Source organism: Ruegeria sp. CF4 (genome assembly GCF_056537345.1).
Map to the genome: position 1 here is coordinate 35,921 of NZ_JBQFRJ010000018.1, position 16,762 is coordinate 52,682.

General features: G+C 54.3%; 15 protein-coding genes. 9 read left to right on the forward strand and 6 right to left on the reverse strand.

The window, feature by feature from the left end; translation table 11 throughout:
* Positions 1-372 carry a cupin domain-containing protein gene (locus tag ACR0NF_RS21350; RefSeq protein ID WP_480473085.1) on the forward strand — a complete coding sequence of 124 codons (372 nt, stop codon included), beginning with the start codon at positions 1-3 and terminating at the stop codon, positions 370-372.
* The gene (locus tag ACR0NF_RS21355; RefSeq protein WP_480473083.1) at positions 369-2,768 is read left to right on the forward strand and encodes a trimethylamine N-oxide demethylase; all 2,400 of its coding nucleotides are present in this window, start codon (positions 369-371) and stop codon (positions 2,766-2,768) included. Before ACR0NF_RS21350 ends, ACR0NF_RS21355 begins: the two co-directional genes overlap by 4 nt.
* 1,039 nt (positions 2,769-3,807) lie before the next feature.
* Here the strand turns inward: ACR0NF_RS21355 and ACR0NF_RS21360 are convergent.
* Together ACR0NF_RS21360 and ACR0NF_RS21365 are read right to left on the reverse strand one after the other, a co-directional pair.
* The gene (locus ACR0NF_RS21360; protein WP_480778919.1) at positions 3,808-4,257 is read right to left on the reverse strand and encodes a dihydrofolate reductase family protein; all 450 of its coding nucleotides are present in this window, start codon (positions 4,255-4,257) and stop codon (positions 3,808-3,810) included.
* 72 nt (positions 4,258-4,329) lie between these two features.
* Positions 4,330-5,202: a LysR substrate-binding domain-containing protein gene (locus tag ACR0NF_RS21365; RefSeq protein ID WP_480473077.1), complete on the reverse strand. Its 873-nt coding sequence runs from the start codon at positions 5,200-5,202 to the stop codon at positions 4,330-4,332.
* A 149-nt stretch (positions 5,203-5,351) separates the two neighbouring features.
* Here ACR0NF_RS21365 and ACR0NF_RS21370 point away from each other — a divergent pair, with 149 nt between their 5' ends.
* Positions 5,352-6,872 carry a trimethylamine methyltransferase family protein gene (locus ACR0NF_RS21370; protein ID WP_480778922.1) on the forward strand — a complete coding sequence of 507 codons (1,521 nt, stop codon included), beginning with the start codon at positions 5,352-5,354 and terminating at the stop codon, positions 6,870-6,872.
* Between the two features lie 12 nt (positions 6,873-6,884).
* A complete protein-coding gene (locus tag ACR0NF_RS21375) occupies positions 6,885-7,976 on the forward strand; it encodes an aminomethyl transferase family protein (protein ID WP_480778920.1) in 1,092 nt (363 codons plus the stop codon).
* 731 nt (positions 7,977-8,707) lie between these two features.
* On the opposite strand, the gene ACR0NF_RS21380 is transcribed toward ACR0NF_RS21375, so the two are convergent.
* Positions 8,708-9,487, reverse strand: coding sequence for a VOC family protein (locus tag ACR0NF_RS21380; RefSeq protein WP_480473071.1), 780 nt, complete (start codon positions 9,485-9,487; stop codon positions 8,708-8,710).
* A 301-nt stretch (positions 9,488-9,788) separates the two neighbouring features.
* On the opposite strand from ACR0NF_RS21380, the gene ACR0NF_RS21385 reads away from it, so the two are divergent.
* The gene (locus ACR0NF_RS21385) at positions 9,789-10,403 is read left to right on the forward strand and encodes a LysE family translocator (RefSeq protein ID WP_480473069.1); all 615 of its coding nucleotides are present in this window, start codon (positions 9,789-9,791) and stop codon (positions 10,401-10,403) included.
* 225 nt (positions 10,404-10,628) lie between these two features.
* Here ACR0NF_RS21385 and ACR0NF_RS21390 read toward each other — a convergent pair whose 3' ends face one another.
* Together ACR0NF_RS21390 and ACR0NF_RS21395 are read right to left on the reverse strand one after the other, a co-directional pair.
* Positions 10,629-11,393 carry an SDR family oxidoreductase gene (locus tag ACR0NF_RS21390; RefSeq protein ID WP_480473067.1) on the reverse strand — a complete coding sequence of 255 codons (765 nt, stop codon included), beginning with the start codon at positions 11,391-11,393 and terminating at the stop codon, positions 10,629-10,631.
* 201 nt (positions 11,394-11,594) lie between these two features.
* On the reverse strand, positions 11,595-11,993 hold the full coding sequence (locus ACR0NF_RS21395) for a hypothetical protein (protein ID WP_480778921.1): 399 nt from the start codon (positions 11,991-11,993) through the stop codon (positions 11,595-11,597).
* 248 nt (positions 11,994-12,241) lie between these two features.
* Between ACR0NF_RS21395 and ACR0NF_RS21400 the strand changes: the two genes are divergently transcribed.
* Both ACR0NF_RS21400 and ACR0NF_RS21405 read left to right on the forward strand, forming a co-directional pair.
* Entirely contained in the window at positions 12,242-12,820 is a 579-nt protein-coding gene (locus tag ACR0NF_RS21400) for a TetR/AcrR family transcriptional regulator (RefSeq protein WP_480667944.1), read from the forward strand.
* Between the two features lie 106 nt (positions 12,821-12,926).
* Positions 12,927-13,550, forward strand: coding sequence for a LysE family translocator (locus tag ACR0NF_RS21405; protein ID WP_480473061.1), 624 nt, complete (start codon positions 12,927-12,929; stop codon positions 13,548-13,550).
* 162 nt (positions 13,551-13,712) lie between these two features.
* On the opposite strand, the gene ACR0NF_RS21410 is transcribed toward ACR0NF_RS21405, so the two are convergent.
* Positions 13,713-14,594, reverse strand: coding sequence for a LysR family transcriptional regulator (locus ACR0NF_RS21410; protein ID WP_480473059.1), 882 nt, complete (start codon positions 14,592-14,594; stop codon positions 13,713-13,715).
* A gap of 156 nt (positions 14,595-14,750) precedes the next feature.
* On the opposite strand from ACR0NF_RS21410, the gene ACR0NF_RS21415 reads away from it, so the two are divergent.
* Both ACR0NF_RS21415 and ACR0NF_RS21420 read left to right on the forward strand, forming a co-directional pair.
* Entirely contained in the window at positions 14,751-15,365 is a 615-nt protein-coding gene (locus tag ACR0NF_RS21415) for a nitroreductase family protein (RefSeq protein ID WP_480473057.1), read from the forward strand.
* 9 nt (positions 15,366-15,374) lie between these two features.
* The gene (locus ACR0NF_RS21420) at positions 15,375-16,343 is read left to right on the forward strand and encodes a DMT family transporter (protein ID WP_480473055.1); all 969 of its coding nucleotides are present in this window, start codon (positions 15,375-15,377) and stop codon (positions 16,341-16,343) included.
* Positions 16,344-16,762 lie beyond the last annotated feature (419 nt).

A 16,762-nucleotide genomic window follows, 5' to 3' on the forward strand; every position in this document is an offset into this window, starting at 1 on the left:
ATGGCACAGCTAAAAAACAGACGCAGTGTTGCCCGTTTCGACGACAACGGCTTTGTCAGGATGCAGATGACAGACCTGCCCGACGAACAAGTTTGGTGGAAGAATGTCAGCTTTGACCAGGATACCGGGCAAGGCAGCTATCTGATGAAAATGGAGCCAGGCACGCGCTCGAACCCGCATGTCCATCATGGCCCGGAAGAGTTCTTTGTCCTTGAGGGTGACCTGACCGATCACGATGGATTCAGCTATCGCAGCGGTGACTTCGTAAGTCTTGCCGCAGGTTCCAGCCATTTTTCACACACCAAATCGGGATGCCTTTTGGTGGTGACGCACCGCGGTGCAACCGAATCCATTCAGGAAGGTGTAATATGAATGTGAAGCCGGTTTTTGAGGTACCGTATGAACGCAGCGGGGTTCTGGCCCCCGGCCTTCCGATCCTGCCTCATGGAACGGAACGCCATCCCGTCCCTGGAGCCGGGTCGCGTGCGGTTCCGGTGTCGAAGGGCGACAAGATCACTTTGCTGGATCGCGATGGGATGCAACCGTCCGAGATGGTATTCTTTGCCCCCGATCGAAGCTCGGACGCTGCCATGCTTGGCGTGCAGGGGCACGGTCGACCAGAAGGGCTGATTGCAACTCTGGCGAATGGCTCGGCTTCGGGCAAGAAAGTGTTGCGCGCCTTAGAGGTTGCAGGTTTCGACATCGGACGCGGGGATGCGATCAGGGCTTTCTCGGATGGATCACGCCCCGGTGACATGGCGCACTTCGTGGCGGAATGCGACGGTCTTCTGATCGTCTCTGCCCCCGGTGAAGCGATGCGACCGGAAGACAACAACCCACCGACCGACATTATCCTGTACATTCAGCGTGCCGCTCCCGGCTTGGAAAAACCGGACGTGGGCCCGCCCGATCCGTTGGCCGACCCTCTCAGAGACATCAACATTCAGCCTGGCAATGCCAAATCTTATGAGGTCAAAGCCGGAGAGTTCATCCAGATCGTGGATATCAGGGGCCGCGAATGCTCAGACTTTCAGGCGTTCAGCCGTCGTGCATTAGATCAGGGGATCGAACGCGAGATTGATCCCACCACAACGCGCAGCCTGATGGGCAGCTTGTATCCGCAACCAGGTATATTCTCGAAATACTGGTCAGTGGATCAGGAACCGCTGGTTGAGATCGTGCAGGATACATGCGGACGGCACGACACGTTCGGCCTTGCCTGTACCGCGCGGTATTACGAAGACCTTGGCTATCCCGGTCACGTGAATTGTTCGGACAATATCAACAAGGATCTGGATCAGTATGGTATCAAGCCGCGCGGAGGTTGGCCGGCGATCAACTTCTTCTTCAACACAATGCTGGACGAGACCAACGCAATAGGCATGGATGACCCGTGGTCGCGGCCCGGTGATTTCGTGCTGCTGCGCGCACTGACGGATCTGGTCTGCGTCAGCACCGGCTGCCCCTGCGACATTGATCCGGCAAATGGTTGGAATCCAACAGATATTCAGGTGCGAACCTACAAGGCGACCGAGGATTTCAAGCGATCCTATGGCTACAGAAAATCTGCGGAGGCGGATGTGGAAGAAACCAAGAAAACAGCATTTCACGACTGCTTTGCACGGCACTCCCGTGATTTCATAGAATACAATGGCTATTGGCTGCCCAACACGATGACCAATCATGGTGCCATTGCTGAATACTGGGCCTGTCGGGACAAGGTCGCGGTCATGGACCTAAGCCCCCTGCGGAAATACGAGGTTGTCGGGCCTGACGCAGAAGAGCTGATGCAACTTTGTGTGACTCGCAACATGAAAAAGCTGAGTGTTGGTCAGGTCGTCTATACGGCCATGTGCTATGAACACGGCGGGATGATTGACGATGGCACCGTCTATCGTTTGGGTGAAACAAACTTTCGCTGGATTGGCGGGAATGACACCAGCGGATTGTGGCTGCAGGAACAGGCGCTCAAACGCAATATGAATGTCTGGGTGCGTAACTCGACGGACCAGTTGCACAACATCGCGGTGCAGGGGCGTCACGGCCGCGACATTCTTTCCAAGATCTTCTGGACGCCACCTCAGCAACCAACGATCGAAGAACTGCTATGGTTCCGGTTTACTGTCGCACGTGTGGGCGATGTGCAGGGGACGTCAGTGGTTATATCCCGGACCGGTTATTCCGGTGAACTTGGATACGAAATCTTCTGCCACCCCAAAGACGCGTCGGAAATCTTTGATCGCGTTTGGGACGTCGGTGAGAAATATGGCATCGCACCGCTCGGGCTTGCGGCACTCGACATGTTGCGGATCGAAGGTGGATTGATCTTTGCTGGGTCGGAATTCGACGATCAGACGGACCCGTTTGAGGCAGGCATTGGCTTTACTGTACCGCTGAAGTCAAAAACCGACGATTTCATTGGACGGGCTGCGATCGAGGAACGCAAGACACACCCGCACCGCAAACTGGTTGGTTTCGAGATCGAAGGCGGCACTGTTCCCTCGCCGGGCGATTGCGTGCGCGTTGGAAAAGCGCAGGTTGGCGAGATTACCAGCGCAATGAAATCACCCGTTCTTGGCAAAGTAATCGCATTGGGCCGGGTTTCGGTTACCCATGCCACCATTGGGTCAGACATTGAAATTGGGCAGTTGGACGGGCAGCAAAAACGGTTGAAAGCCAAGATCGTTCCATTCCCGCATTTTGATCCGACAAAGGAACGTGTGAAAGGTATATACGCAGAGGCGACGGTTCCGGACGCTGCAGAATAGCAGCTAAGTACGGTGACGACATTCGAGTTCATCATGTCCGATCTTTGCCAGCCTTGAGAAAGTACTCGTCATTCGACTTTGAGATTCTGTCCAAAACGGGCATTTTCAGATTGCCGTTCTTTCAAATCACCATGGTCGCTTTACTGGCGTTGTGTTCAAGACCCGGTTTGGCGGACGAATGTGATCGGATTACTATGCTGGAAAGCTACGAAACCACTGCTGCCGCTCCCGAAGGCGCAATCTGTGAAACCTTTGTGGGCTTGGTTGGCACCAGGGGCATTTCATGCTTTTGGTCATTTTCGTATCGAAACGATAGCGCTGACCTATTTTTTCGCGACGCTTGGCTTGAAGTCATAAGTTGTCGCGAAGGTAGTAGCCCTTCAGTTTCCGACCCTGCGAACCACCCCGACAGCTACAACTTTCGGGAACTGATCACAGAGCGGGGCACATACCGCGTGTCGAAGAAGGACAAGAGCCAGCAAAACCAAACTTTAGTTGGAATGGGTTTTGTAAACCACAAATAAAGTACATCGTTCTCGTCACCATCGTCGATTTCCTGCGTGCACGCCCGCAGTTTAACTGTGGCGTCCATCAGGTCTTTGCTGATGAGAGTGATATCATCCAGAACTGCGCCCAGCAGGTTCGCTTTCTACATGGCCCGAAGATAGTAGGCACTTAATATGCTCCGCGCTTTCGCGCTTGCTCCTTCGTCAACGATGCCCTGAAGCGTGTTCGCAAAGGCTAATTCAACCAGGTCGGCCAGCAGCTTACGCTTGCTGCAAGAATGGTAAGCTACCGCCATCGGCGTGACCTTTAGCTTACCCGCCAATAGCCGAAACGAAAGCGCATCGGCTCCCTGCTTTTGAACAATGGGCAGGGCAGTTTGCAGGATAAGCTGTTTCGACAGACGTTCCTCTGACTTTTGGTCACCCGACAGTCGGTGTTTTGGTCATGCACTTTTCACTTCGTAAACCAGATCGACCATACCCGATGGAAAGGTAGTGGCAGAGATCAGTTCAAGATCAACATCGCCGTTCATTTAACCGAAAGTGCGAATGCCATCGCCCAGTAGTATAGGAACCACAGTTATCTTCATGTCTTGTACAAATCCGGCCTGAAGGAACGACCGAATGATCGCACCGCCATCGACATATACGCGTTTGTAACCGCGCTGGTGAAATATCCCCCATAACTCTTCGGGGCTAGCAGTGGAGAACTCAATTTTGTCGTGTAGATGCTCAGGTATGTCCTGTTTCGTCATGGACCGGCTGAGTACCACGACAGGTTTCTCATATGGCCATTCATCAAATCCAAGGACAGTTCGCAGTGATCCGGTCCCCATAACAAGAGTATCCACGCTGTTCATAAACTTGATGAACCCGTGGTCTTCGTTTTCAGCGCGCTGCTTGTTCAGCCAATCGAGCGAATGGTCTTTTCTTGCAACGAAACCGTCGAGGCTCATGGCCATCATGATGTGTCCGGTTGTCATATCGGTTTCTCCGCGAGACTTAATTTATCTGGTGTACAAATATAGAGTCAGTGACGTTCAAGTCGAATGTGGTCAGGATTGGACTCTCAGCCAGGCCGAGAATGCAGCCACGGCCTCCGTTGCAACGGTACCGTTCGGCTTAACCAGAAAGTACCCGTAGTTGGGCAGCTCAATTTCGGACAACCGGAATAGCCGTTGGGCCTCCAAATCAGCCGACACAAGGTCATCCATCAAGGCAATCCCCTGCCCGTCGATGACGGCTTGCACCCGGACATTGGGGTCAGGAACGATCAACACATCCTGCCGCGATTGCTGGGGCAGATGTGCGGCGGTCAGCCAATCGGACCAGGCGTTGCTGTCATCGCGATCTCTGAGCAAGGTGAGTCTTGATATGGCCTCGTCCATTCCCAATTCCTCAACCATTTGGGCTGTGGAGGCGTTTCCTACGGGATAGGGCGGCATCGGCATGAAGGGCGTCACACTGCCGTGACTGAACTCGCCGTTTCCCCATCTGATCGCCAGATCAACATCCGGCATCTCGTGATCAGAGAATTCGATCATCGGCTGAATGCGCAGCTGCACATCCGGGTGGCGTTGCATAAAGGTCATCAGACGTGGGGACAGCCACCGCGCCGCGAAATAGGTCGACACTCCAACAATCAGGGATCGCGATACGCGCCCCTTAATCTCCAGAATATCAGCTTCGATTTCCTGATAACGGGTCTGGCAAGCCGCCAGAAGCTTCACCCCTTCATCCGTCAAAGTAACGCCGCGTGTAGTGCGGCGGAACAGGGCCATCCCCAGATCAGCTTCAAGCGTCTTGATCTGATAGCTAATCGCACCCTTGGTCATGTTCAGCGCTGCGGCAGCGTCTGAGAAACTGGAATGCCGGGCAATCTCGGCGAACAACCTAAGCAGGTCATGATGGCGAAAGTGTCGGCGCATACCAAACTAGTACAAAATTTTTGAACGCGATGGCCAGAAAATTTCGATTTCCAACTGGGCAAAAAACGCCAATCATTTCAGGGAACAAATGAAACGGAGTTTCGCGTTTGGGTGCTTTGAACACCACCACGGACATCTCGAAACCGGCAGTGCGCCGCAGCCGCTTCCGTCGTGATCGACCCTCATGTGGTGACACGATTTCTCCAGGCGCTCCGTTCTCGACGCGAAAGATACCTGCATACGAATTGCTAAATGACGCGGCCTTGGCAAGGATCGAAGACCAGGCGGATTGGATTCTTACAAAGATAGGCGTCGAATTCCGGGGCGATCATGTGGCGCTCGAATTGTTTGCCGCGTCCGGTGCCCAAGTCGATGGTGAGCGAGTCAGGTTTGAGCCCGGACATGCGCGCGCACTTTGCTCAACGGCCCCGTTGGAGTTCAAATTGCACAGCCGGGATCCGGCCAGAACCGTGACCCTTGGTGGCGACAATATTGTTCTGATGCCGGGTTACGGGTCTCCCTTTGTTAGCGATCTGAGCAATGGAAGGCGATACGCGACGCTCGAAGACTTCCACAACTTTGTAAAACTCACATACAGTTCCCCTGCCCTGCATCATTCCGGCGGCACGGTGGTCGAACCAACGGATGTGCCCGTGAATAAGCGGCATTTGGACATGTTGCTGGCGCACCTCACCCTGACGACCAAACCTTTTATGGGGTCCGTCACTGCGCCAGAACGCGCACAAGACAGCATCGACATGGCGCGGTTGGTCTTTGGACGCGACTTTATGGAACGCAACGCCGTGATGCAGGCCAATATCAACGTCAACTCTCCGCTGGTGTTCGATGACACCATGTCCTCCGCGCTCCGCATCTATGCCAAAGCAAACCAATGCGCGTGCGTCTCTCCAGCGATTTTCGCTGGGGCCATGGGGCCGCTCTCTCCTGCGGCAGTGGCAGCCCAAACGCTCGCCGAAGCCATGGTCGGCATCGCCCTGGCACAGCTTGTCCGGCCCGGGTGCCCGGTGGTCATGGGGTCGTTTCATTCCAGCATGAACCTGCGCACGGGCGCGCTGACCTTTGGGTCGGCGGAAGCCAACATGGTCACCATGGCGCTGTCGCAACTGGGGCATAGACTTGGCGTTCCGGTGCGCTCGGGCGGCGGGCAAATCACCGCGTCCAACGCTCCGGACGGGCAAGCGATGCAGGACAGTACGGGGGCCATGTGGTCCACCCTTCTGTCCGGCGCGCATCAAGTCTGGCATGCGGCGGGCTGGCTCGAAGGTGGATTGGTCATGTCCTACGAGAAGTTCATCATGGACGTAGATCACTGCGGCGCGATGCTGAAACTTTTGCAGGGTTTTGACGTCGACGACGAGGCTTTCGGTCGAGATGCCTATCTCGAAACCGGCCCGGGTGAGAATTTCCTCTCCACCAGCCACACGCTGCGCCACTACAGATCGGCGAATTTTGAACCGCAAATCCCGGATGCCGGTCCTTTCGAGACCTGGACAGAGAACGGCGCGCTCACGTCAGACCAACGCGCTGCGACGCGGTGGCAGCAAATGCTGGACGACTATCAACAGCCCGACATGAACCCCAGCACAAAAGCAACGCTTGAAGACTTCGTGTCTGAACGCAAATCCCGGATGCCGGACGAATGGTACTAGAAAGGAAAATCCATGACCGAAGCACTTAGCCGCATATCCGCCCTTGCATCGCGCCATACCGCGCTTGGCTCTGGGTTGGAGGACTGGAACGGCATGGGTACGGCCTGGACCTATAACTCGGATCCCAATGATGAGCACGATGCGGTCCGTGAACGGGCCGGTATGTTCGACATGTCTCCCCTGAAGAAAGTGCTCGTGCGAGGCCCCGAAGCTCAGGCAGTGCTGGACCATCTGACCACGCGCGATCTGACCAAAGTAGGACCGGGCAAGGCTGCCTACCTCTGCGTTCTGACCGATGACGGCGGGATCGCCGACGATGCGATCGTGTCGAACAATGGTGGCAACGAATGGATGATCGTGCATGGCTCTGGCGACAGCATGGCGCTGCTGGAAGCCTCGGCGGCAGGGCGTGACGTTCAGATCGATTTTACCGACGAACTGCATGACCTGTCGGTGCAGGGCCCTGCCTCTCTGGAGATTCTGAGCGCCCACACGGATATCGACCTGGCCGAACTGGCTTATTTCGAACACGCGCCTGCGGTTCTGTTCGGCCATTCCTGTCGTATCTCACGCACGGGCTATTCCGGCGAACGCGGCTACGAGATTTTCGCGGAAGGGACAGTGATAACGGGTATCTGGGACAAGCTCGTGCAGGAGGGCGTCATGCCATGTTCCTTTACTGCTCTGGACAAAGTACGTATCGAAGCCGGGCTGTTGTTTTACGGCTATGACATGACCGCAGAGAATACCCCATGGGAGGTCGGCCTCGGCTTCACCGTCAGCACAACCAAGGCCGATTATCGCGGAAAAGCGGCCGTCGTGGCGGCAAAAGGGGCCGAAAAAGTAAACAATGTGTGCCTGGATATAAATCACCCCGACATTGTGGCCGGTGGTGAAACGCTGTCACTGGATGGTGAACCTGTCGGCGTGATCAACAGCCCCTGCTATTCACACCGAATGGGAAAATCCCTTGCACTTGCGCATGTTGTTCCAGGACTGGCCGTTGGAACAACACTGGCAGTCTCAGGCGACGGCCTGAACACAAAAGCAACCATCGCAGCAAGCCCTATCTACGATCCACAGAAACTGCGCACCCGCGAATAGAGAGATCGTTACGAGTTGCTGTAGAGCCGGCCCATGAGGGCCGTTCCTAATTAGTGCCAATGTCGTCCGTCGGCGCAAACCAACCCATTACTTTTAGTCAAACTGCGGCGCTTGCAATCAACACATGCCATTCGCTGCGAACGCAGAATTTGAAAAATGACAAATGTCGCCGCCGTCGCCACTGGATGCAAACAGAGCAATGCGTGGTTTACTCCGAACGAAAGTACGTTCTCCCAACCAGGCGGAATTCGACCAATACATGTATGGGTTGTTGAATTAAGACCGCTCCTCTGGTAACTGGACGAACCGGAAACCCTGATACAGGAGAGATCAGATATGCTGAATTGTCAGACCTCAATGCTTCGCGCGGCAGGCGCAGTAGCCCGTTAAAGCGGTCTGACAGGTTTCCGATCTGAAGGCCGCCTCGTGAGCGGCCTTTTTTTGTGTTTTCCTCATGTGGCGGCTTTCCAACATTTCATGGAGAGAACAATGCCAAGCTTATCACTTTACATTCCAATCAACCGGTCGCGTGGCCTCCTACTAAGGCTAGCGGCTATCTTCGCCCGGCGACCAAGCGCAGAACAGCCTGTTCTATTCAGAAAAGCCGAGCTGCCGGCTCACCTGAGGAAGGACGTCGGCCTTCCACCGGAGGCTGAACACCCGCCTCCTTCGCACCATAGGTTCCCTTTTTAAGGAATCGATCAAGCAAGGGTAGCTTTCAGCCCTTGCTCTTAATGATCGTTCCGTGTCCGGAGTGATGCGTTAACAAGAAAGAATAGCGCACCATTCGGATCGTAAAAGACCCGACAGCGTGTGTGATCCGGATCATTCGTGTCGATCTTGGCCAGTTTTCCACCCAATCGTTCCACGTCACGACAGGCGGCGGTGACATCTTCAACTTTGATGCTCGGAATCCAGTAGGCATCTTCTTGTTCCTGAGGCAACCCGCGCAACTGCTCGGCAATTTCATCGCCGGACAGTAGCGAAATGGTGGTTGTTCGTTGTAGTTCGCTGTCGTACCCGGAAACCCATCCGAACAACTCCGAATAGAATTCACCAGGGAAATCTGCGGAACTCGATAGATACCCGTCTATTCCAAATTGCCGCTCCTGCACCGGATAGGAGTGTCGGGACTGGCAGATACCAACCAAGGCTCCTAAAGGGTCCCTCAAAAGACAGTTGCGACCAACGCCCGGCACTTCGAATGGCGGTCTCTCAACGGTTCCACCGAGTTTCTCAACTGACGACGCGGATTGATCTACATCTTCGACCTCTACATAGGCGATCCACCCGTCGTCGTAGTGTTGCGGTGTCTCGGCAATGCCTGCGCCAACCTCTTCTTGTGCTAAGGCGAGCACAAAGTCCTTCTCTCCGCCGCCCCAGGCAAAATCCATCGCGTGCTCGGTCAAAAAGCTCCAGGAGGCAAGGTCTCGATAGAAGTCCATTGAGCGTGATCGGTCGCCCGTGAAGAGATCATGCCAAACGAATCGGCCGACCTGGTTACATGTCATGGCGGTGAGCTCCTATGATCCCCGCAAATAATACAGTACTGGCCTGCGGTCGATTTGACCCAAGTCAACAGCCGTGATCGCGTGTTTCTGAAACCCATGCTACTAATGGAAAGCCCCCATTCACTGCGGCCTGGCTTTCTGTGGGATTAACCTTCAACAGCCCTTCGCCGCTTTTTGTGTTCTTTGTTGCTCGCGACCCGATCCAAGCCTAATATTCCGTGCTTTGCAGTTCCAGCTTTTCGGGTTGAAGTTGGCCATTGGATAATGACCGCTAAAGCTGCTCTCAAACAAGGAATGTTCGATGGAGCCGAGTCTGATATTCGCACTGGTTGGAGCTACCGCTCTCCTGGTCGCTATTCCTGGGCCGAACGTAGCATTGATTGTTGCAAACACACTGGCTTACGGATTTCGCTTCGGCGCAATGACAGTGTTTGGCACAACTATTGGCGTGGCTTTGCAGCTTTTAATCGTCGTCCTTGGACTGGCCGCGCTCCTTGAGTTTGCTGCTTTCGCATTTCTTTGGCTGAAATGGATCGGAGTGGCTTATCTGGTCTATCTCGGCGTGACCGTATGGTGTCAGGGCGTCGCGGACCTGGATAAACAAAGTGCCAGCCGTGAGCCGCTGACAGCACTCTTCTGGCAGGGTCTCCTACTCGCCACGATCAATCCAAAGACCTTAATATTCAACGCGGCATTCCTGCCTCAGTTTGTGGCTATCGGATCAGGTTCTTCTGCTTTGCTTTTTACCGCCGTGATCTATGTAGCCATCATCATGCTCGGTGATCTTGTGTGGGCCGCTTCTGCGCAGATGGCGCGACCTGCAATAGTTAAGCTCGGACGATGGCGTCACAGGCTAACTGGTGTTCTTTTTGTTGGGTCGGGTATCGGTCTCGCTTTGGCCCGTGTTGATCGGTAAACGAATCTTTGGAACAGAAGTCAGTTGCTTTGCCTTGTCTAGAGATTAGCATGGGTTCAGAGGTGTCATTCTCTGCTTCGCTGGTCAGCGCTTGTTGGTGATCCGAACCGGACACTGGTCTAGCTGCCAGCATGCCTATCCGTCGCAGCAATACCAAAGCCCACCTGCGCCTCCGTGCTAAAAAAGTCCAGATTACCGCTCGATTGCGCTAACTCCTTCCTGCCTTCACTCGTCAGGAATGGCCACAGACCCTGCAAGGATACCTCCATCAATGTTAAGCTCAGCTCCGGTCATGTAAGGGGCTTCGTCGGATGCAAGCATAACAGCCAGTGCAGCTACTTCTGACGCTTCTCCAAATCGCCGCATCGGAGTATCAGCAACGATTGCTGCTTCTCGTTTTGCGCGGTCTGCACCTTCGCCTAACAGTGGCTCCCACATTGGCGTCTTGATTGCCGCCGGATGGATAGAATTGCAGCGGATGGCAAGGCCCTGACTTGCACAATACAGTGCGACCGATTTCGTGTGATTTCGGATAGCAGCCTTTGAAGCGGCATATGCTGCCGCCATAGGCACACCGATGATGCCAGAGCGTGAAGAGATATTGATGATAGATCCGGTTTTCGCTGGGCGCATGGCGCGAATAGCGTAACGGCATCCTAGAAACGTCCCGTCACTGTTGGTCGCATGAACCGCTCGCCAGTCTGAAAGTGTTGCGTTCTCGGGATCATGTGCAGGAGGTTGTCCGTCTAAGGATCCTTCAAATCCGGTGATACCCGCGTTGTTCACAAGCACATCCAGAACTGGAATTTGTGCTTCGATAGCCTCCCAGTCCATCTCGGAAGACACGTCCAGTTTTGCGAACTCCGCGCCTATTTCTTCGGCCGTCTTTTGACCAAGATCGACGTCCTTGTCGGTCAGGATGACCTTCGCTCCCTCGTCACAAAAAGCACGAGCAATTGCGGCTCCAATGCCGCGCGCACCACCTGTCACAATGGCTGTCTTACTGTGCAATCTGGGCATGTTTCTTCCGATCATTTGTACTTAGGCCGGTCAGGCGCGCCTGCTCCAGACTACCAGTATTCCAGGCTCATCGTCATGCTGCACTCGATTGCACTCATGCTTTCAGCACATCTCGATAGGTATTTGGTCTCCTAAGTGGCTCGTCGAAATCCCCGATACCATTAGGTCAGATCAGTGTGAGTGGGACCGGCGCACCTCCTGTAGCGACTTCCAGTATCCATACATACACAAGGCAAAAGTCGACACGTTGCCAACAAAGTCGAGCAGCATCCAATGGGTGAACATCTCAACTACAAAGACAAAATAATAGTTGAAGATGAAGAACGGGATCGAGCCCACCAATCCAAATACCAGGAAGGTGGTAGGCGTAAACCGCGCAAGGGCCATGATGGTGCCTGCCAGAACAGCTTGTGCACCAAAGCACGCCAACAATAGTCGGCTCGTTTCGTTACCCACAAAGTAATTTGGTTTGAAAACAAGCTGCTCGACAGTACCGGGGAAGATCAGTGCCCAACCACCCAGTCCCAGAAAAACACCCGCAAGCATGCGTTGAATGTTGAGAACCGACATAATTCGTTTCCTACCTAGAGGGATGACAAAGCCAAAGACCTCACCATGCCCTGCTGCACTGATTGCGTGCTGCAACTCCGGGCATCCTGGAAGTTCCAGCTAGCCCAAATTGACGACAATACACGCTGTTCAGATTTTTAATGACACTTACGTCAGTAACTTGTAGTTGGCAATAGGAGGTAATTGAGATTTCGGAACACACAGCAAAAACCAAGCACCGTCGTCGGAAAGAGCACCGACCCGGTGAGATATGCCAGGCTGCACTGGAAGAACTTCGTGAAAAGGGTCTTGCGGGGAGCACTTTTCAGGGAATTGCGCGTCGTGCCGGGATTTCCCGGACAACGGTATATCTATACTTCAATTCCAAGATGGACATCTTTGAGTCAGTGGCGCGCGACACCATGGAACGCGCACTTGACGAAGCGGCTCAGGCTATCGTCGAGTTTGAAGGGCCCTATGAGGAACTCTTTGAGAAGGTCATCGACCGGTTATACGATCAGCTTGTCGCGGGTGACGCGCGCTACATTTTTAAGGTCATGGTGGCCGAAGGTCACAATCACTCAGACATTGTTGCCTTCTACCATCGTGAGATTTTTTCAAAAGGTGAAGCGACCTTGCGCCGCCTGATCAGCGCCGGGGTGGAGAGTGGCGTGCTCAGCCAACAGGCTTCAGGTTTGGATCCGCGAACCATTATTGCGCCAGCAATATTTGCAGGTATCTGGAGCCTGATTTTCAGCGAAATTGATCCCATGAATGTGGAAAAATTCAAGCAAGACCATGCAAGAATTTTTTTGCGGGGCTTGCTCAAGCGAGAGGACGAAAAATGAACTCAGGCACATTCCAGCGTGTATTGGTGAATCAAACGCCAAGGACACCGGTTGCGCGAGTCGATTGGTTAGAACAAGGACACTTTGGCGGATTTGGAGGCATGAAATGACGTACGAACTATGGCTGGTTTATTTGGCTGCTGCGGTTGGATTGTCCCTGACCCCTGGTCCAAATGGGTTGTTGTCGCTGACACATGGGGCCTGCTATGGCTTCCGCCCGACTGTTTCCACCGTTTTGGGCGGAGCGCTTGGGTTCTTCCTTCTGATCGCAATTTCTCTGGCTGGCTTTGGCACCTTGCTCGCTGCATCGGAGCGCGCTTTTCTCGTCGCAAAATGGATCGGTGCCGCATATCTCGTCTATCTTGGTATTCGGGTTTGGCGCTCCGCACCCCCCGATTTTGGTGCAGCGACCAGTTTGACAAGAACGAATGATCTTGGAACCTACAGGATGTTCCAGCAGGGATTCCTCGTCGCCGTTTCTAACCCAAAGGGCCTCTTGTTCTTTGCTGCGTTCCTTCCACAGTTCATGGTCGCGGGATCGCCCTTCCTGCTACAGCTCGCTGTATTTGGCGGAACGTTCGTACTCGTTGAGGTTGTCTATGAGCTTCTACTGGCAGGATTTGCGCAGCGCATTGCGCCCTGGCTTGCCCGAAGCGGACGGTGGTTCAACAGGATCACCGGTGGCGCGTTTGTCGGAATAGGAGCGGCGCTCGCATCAGCGTCGAAGTAGCCATAAGTCTATGGGTTATTAGAGACGCGGTTAGAAAACTGATAGGTGCGATCTGTCGCCAACTATAACGCCTGTAGCCCGCTTTGCGGCCATTCGCTGCAATCACGAAGACCATTGGGATACGACCAAAAGAAGGCCGTCCAGATGCGGGCGCATCTATCCCTAAAGTTCTTCAACAAGAAAATCGAGAAACACCCGAACCTTCGACATCACGTAGCGTCGGGACGGGTAGACAGCGTAAAGGCCCGTCTCGTTCGGCGTCCAGTCTTCCAGAGCCGTGCACAGCCTTCCTGCGGCCAGATCTTCAGCGACATACATACGTGGAACAAGACTCAGACCGAACCCGGCACGCAAAGCATCCCGGACCGCAAGGCTGGAGGACACCTTGTAGCGGCCCCGAACGGGGACTTTGACAGTTCGCCTGCCCTGTATGAAAGTCCATTGAACGGCATGGTCCGACAAGGTGAACTGGACGCAATTGTGCAGCGCCAGATCCTCGGGCCGGGTTAGACGACCGTGCTGTTCGAAGTAAGATGGTGCCGCGCAGACGACGTGATCCATGATCATCAGCTTTCGCGCAATCAGTCCCGAATCTTCAAGATCGTCACTCCCGCGCAGGGCAATATCAAACCCTTCTTCAACCAGGTTGACCCGCCGGTCATCCAACCTCAGGTCCAGCGTCAGTTCGGGATATCGGTTGAGAAACTTCGGGATTTTTTCCGACAGGCCGATCAGCGTCACCGTAACTGGTGCGCTCACACGCAAAACGCCCGATGGCGTATCCTGAATGGCCTGAAGTGTTGCGTCGGCCTCATTCAAATCATCCAGGACTTGCACGACACGCTCGAAATACAGCGTGCCGGCCTCGGTCAGACTCATGCGTCGGGTCGTGCGATTGATCAGACGCGCCGAAAGATGCCCCTCCAACTCAACGACATTCTTACTGATCGAAGCAGGGGACAAGTTCAGCTTGCGCGCCGCAGCTGCGAAACTGCCAAGCTCGACCACGGTTCGAAACACGGTAAGGGCGGTCATACGGTCCATGATTATTTACTGTAAGTGAAGTAAGAGTTCATCGATAGCCGTATTCTCTACTTTCATGCATCACTGTATTTCATAGGGCATCAAGCTGCGTAGGCGATTTTGGCCACGCATCCACGGCAGGACAGAACGTCCGAGTAGATGACTAGGAGTCCCGAAATGCAAACATTCAGAACCGCCCACCATCCAATCGAACCGCTCTTCCTGGATCGCTGGTCCCCACGCGCATATGAAGCAAAACCCATGCCCAATGCCGATCTTCTGACCATCCTTGAAGCAGGCCGTTGGGCACCCTCGGCATTCAACGTCCAGCCCTGGCGATTTCTGTATGCCCATCGCACCGACAAACATTGGACGGATTTCCTGTCGGTGCTGGACGCAGAAAACCGGCAATGGGCCGGATCTGCGTCGGCACTGATCTTTCTGATCTCGGACAAGGTGATGCCCGCCGAAGAAAATCGGCCCGAGATGATCTCGAAATACCACAGCTTCGATGCTGGGTCCGCCTGGATGCAAATCGCGCTTCAGGCAACTGCTCTCGGATATGCCGCCCATGCCATGGCGGGCCTCGATTTTGAACACGCGACCACAGTTTTGGGTTTGCCAGACCGGTTTCGACTTGAGGTCGGGATCACTATCGGCCGTGCCGCCGAGACCAGTCGCCTTCCGCACGATCTGCGTGTGCGCGAGGTGCCGAGCAACCGGTACCCGCTTGAGCAGATCTCCTACCCTGGCCCCTACCCCGCCAGCTTTACCGCATTCGCAGCAGAATAGGAGGTTGCTATGTCATTCGACCCAAACGCATTAGTTAAACCAACGGTAGTCAGAGCTGATCTGCATGTCCACGGCTTGATGCTGGTAGCGACGTTCTTGGTGGCCACGTCGTTTCCGGTAGTTTCCGCCATCACAGACAGTCTGGATAGTGTTGTGCTGACCTTTGTGCGGTTCGCCCTTGCGACACTGCTATTCGCTCCGCTGGTGGCGTGGCGCTTCGGCATCGTCCGTCCCAGCCTGCGCGACCTATTGCGCTACAGTCTGCTCAGCCTTCTGCTGGTCACGTTCTTTTGGTGCATGTTTGCATCTCTGAAAATGACTACACCGCTGAACACGGCGGCAATCTTTTCGATAAGTCCCGTCATTACCGCAGGCATCACAACGATCCTGTTGCGAGAACGGATAACACGAAGCGCACGAATTGCGCTTCCCCTCGGCGCGATTGGCGCAATTTGGGTGATTTTCCGGGGTGATCTCTCCGCATTTATGGCACTTGAAACCGGAGCGGGAGATCTCCTGTTTCTTGCAGGCACAATTGCGCTCGCTGGATATACCACACTAGTCAAAGTCCTGCACAATGGCGAGCCTATGGCCCGGATGACCTTCTGGATATTGGCCACTGGATCGATCTGGCTTTTGTTAGTGTCATTGCCCAGTCTTGGCAGTGTGTCCTGGGCAGAGATACCGATCGGCACACTGGCAGGTATCACCTATTTGTCCGTCTTTACCACTATTGTAACTTTTTTCCTATTTCAGTGGAGCACAACGCAAATCGGCCCAACCCGTGTGATGTCCTACACATTCCTCAATCCGACTTTGGTGCTTGTGATCGGATTGTTTGCGGGAAATACCCTGCCACCCCTGGCAACCTGGCCTGGTATATTGATGGCGATCGCAGCTACAGTCATCCTCCAGTCGGACTTCACCCGATGGTTCGGGTATATGAGACGGGACATTCGGCCTGCCGCGCCGAGTTAAGCCAATCGAAATCAACTGCTTTCCTGGGAAACGAAAGGATCGCGAAATGCCAAGTGTTCAACATCGTCTTTTTGCCACGATCCAGCGGCCCGCCCACCAGTGTCCGACCTGTCCTGACCGGAAGAAACCAAATTTCCCAACATTTGGCTTTGTTGGGTTATTGGCCTGCTGATGGCCCCGATGGCGGCACAAGCGCATGTCCGATGGTTTGTTGATCCCAATAGCCCTCAGGTCGCAACTTTCGAGCCCTATACTCTGTTCGACCCAGCTGTTTTGATCTGGATCGCAATTGCGACAGCCCTGATTGGGGCTCTGTTGCAAAGTTCTGAACGCGCCAAATTGTCTTGGCGATTATACCAAAGTTAGGCAGCCAGTTCTGCGAATTGACGAAACGGACGGAGTCCGGGCGTGAACTGACC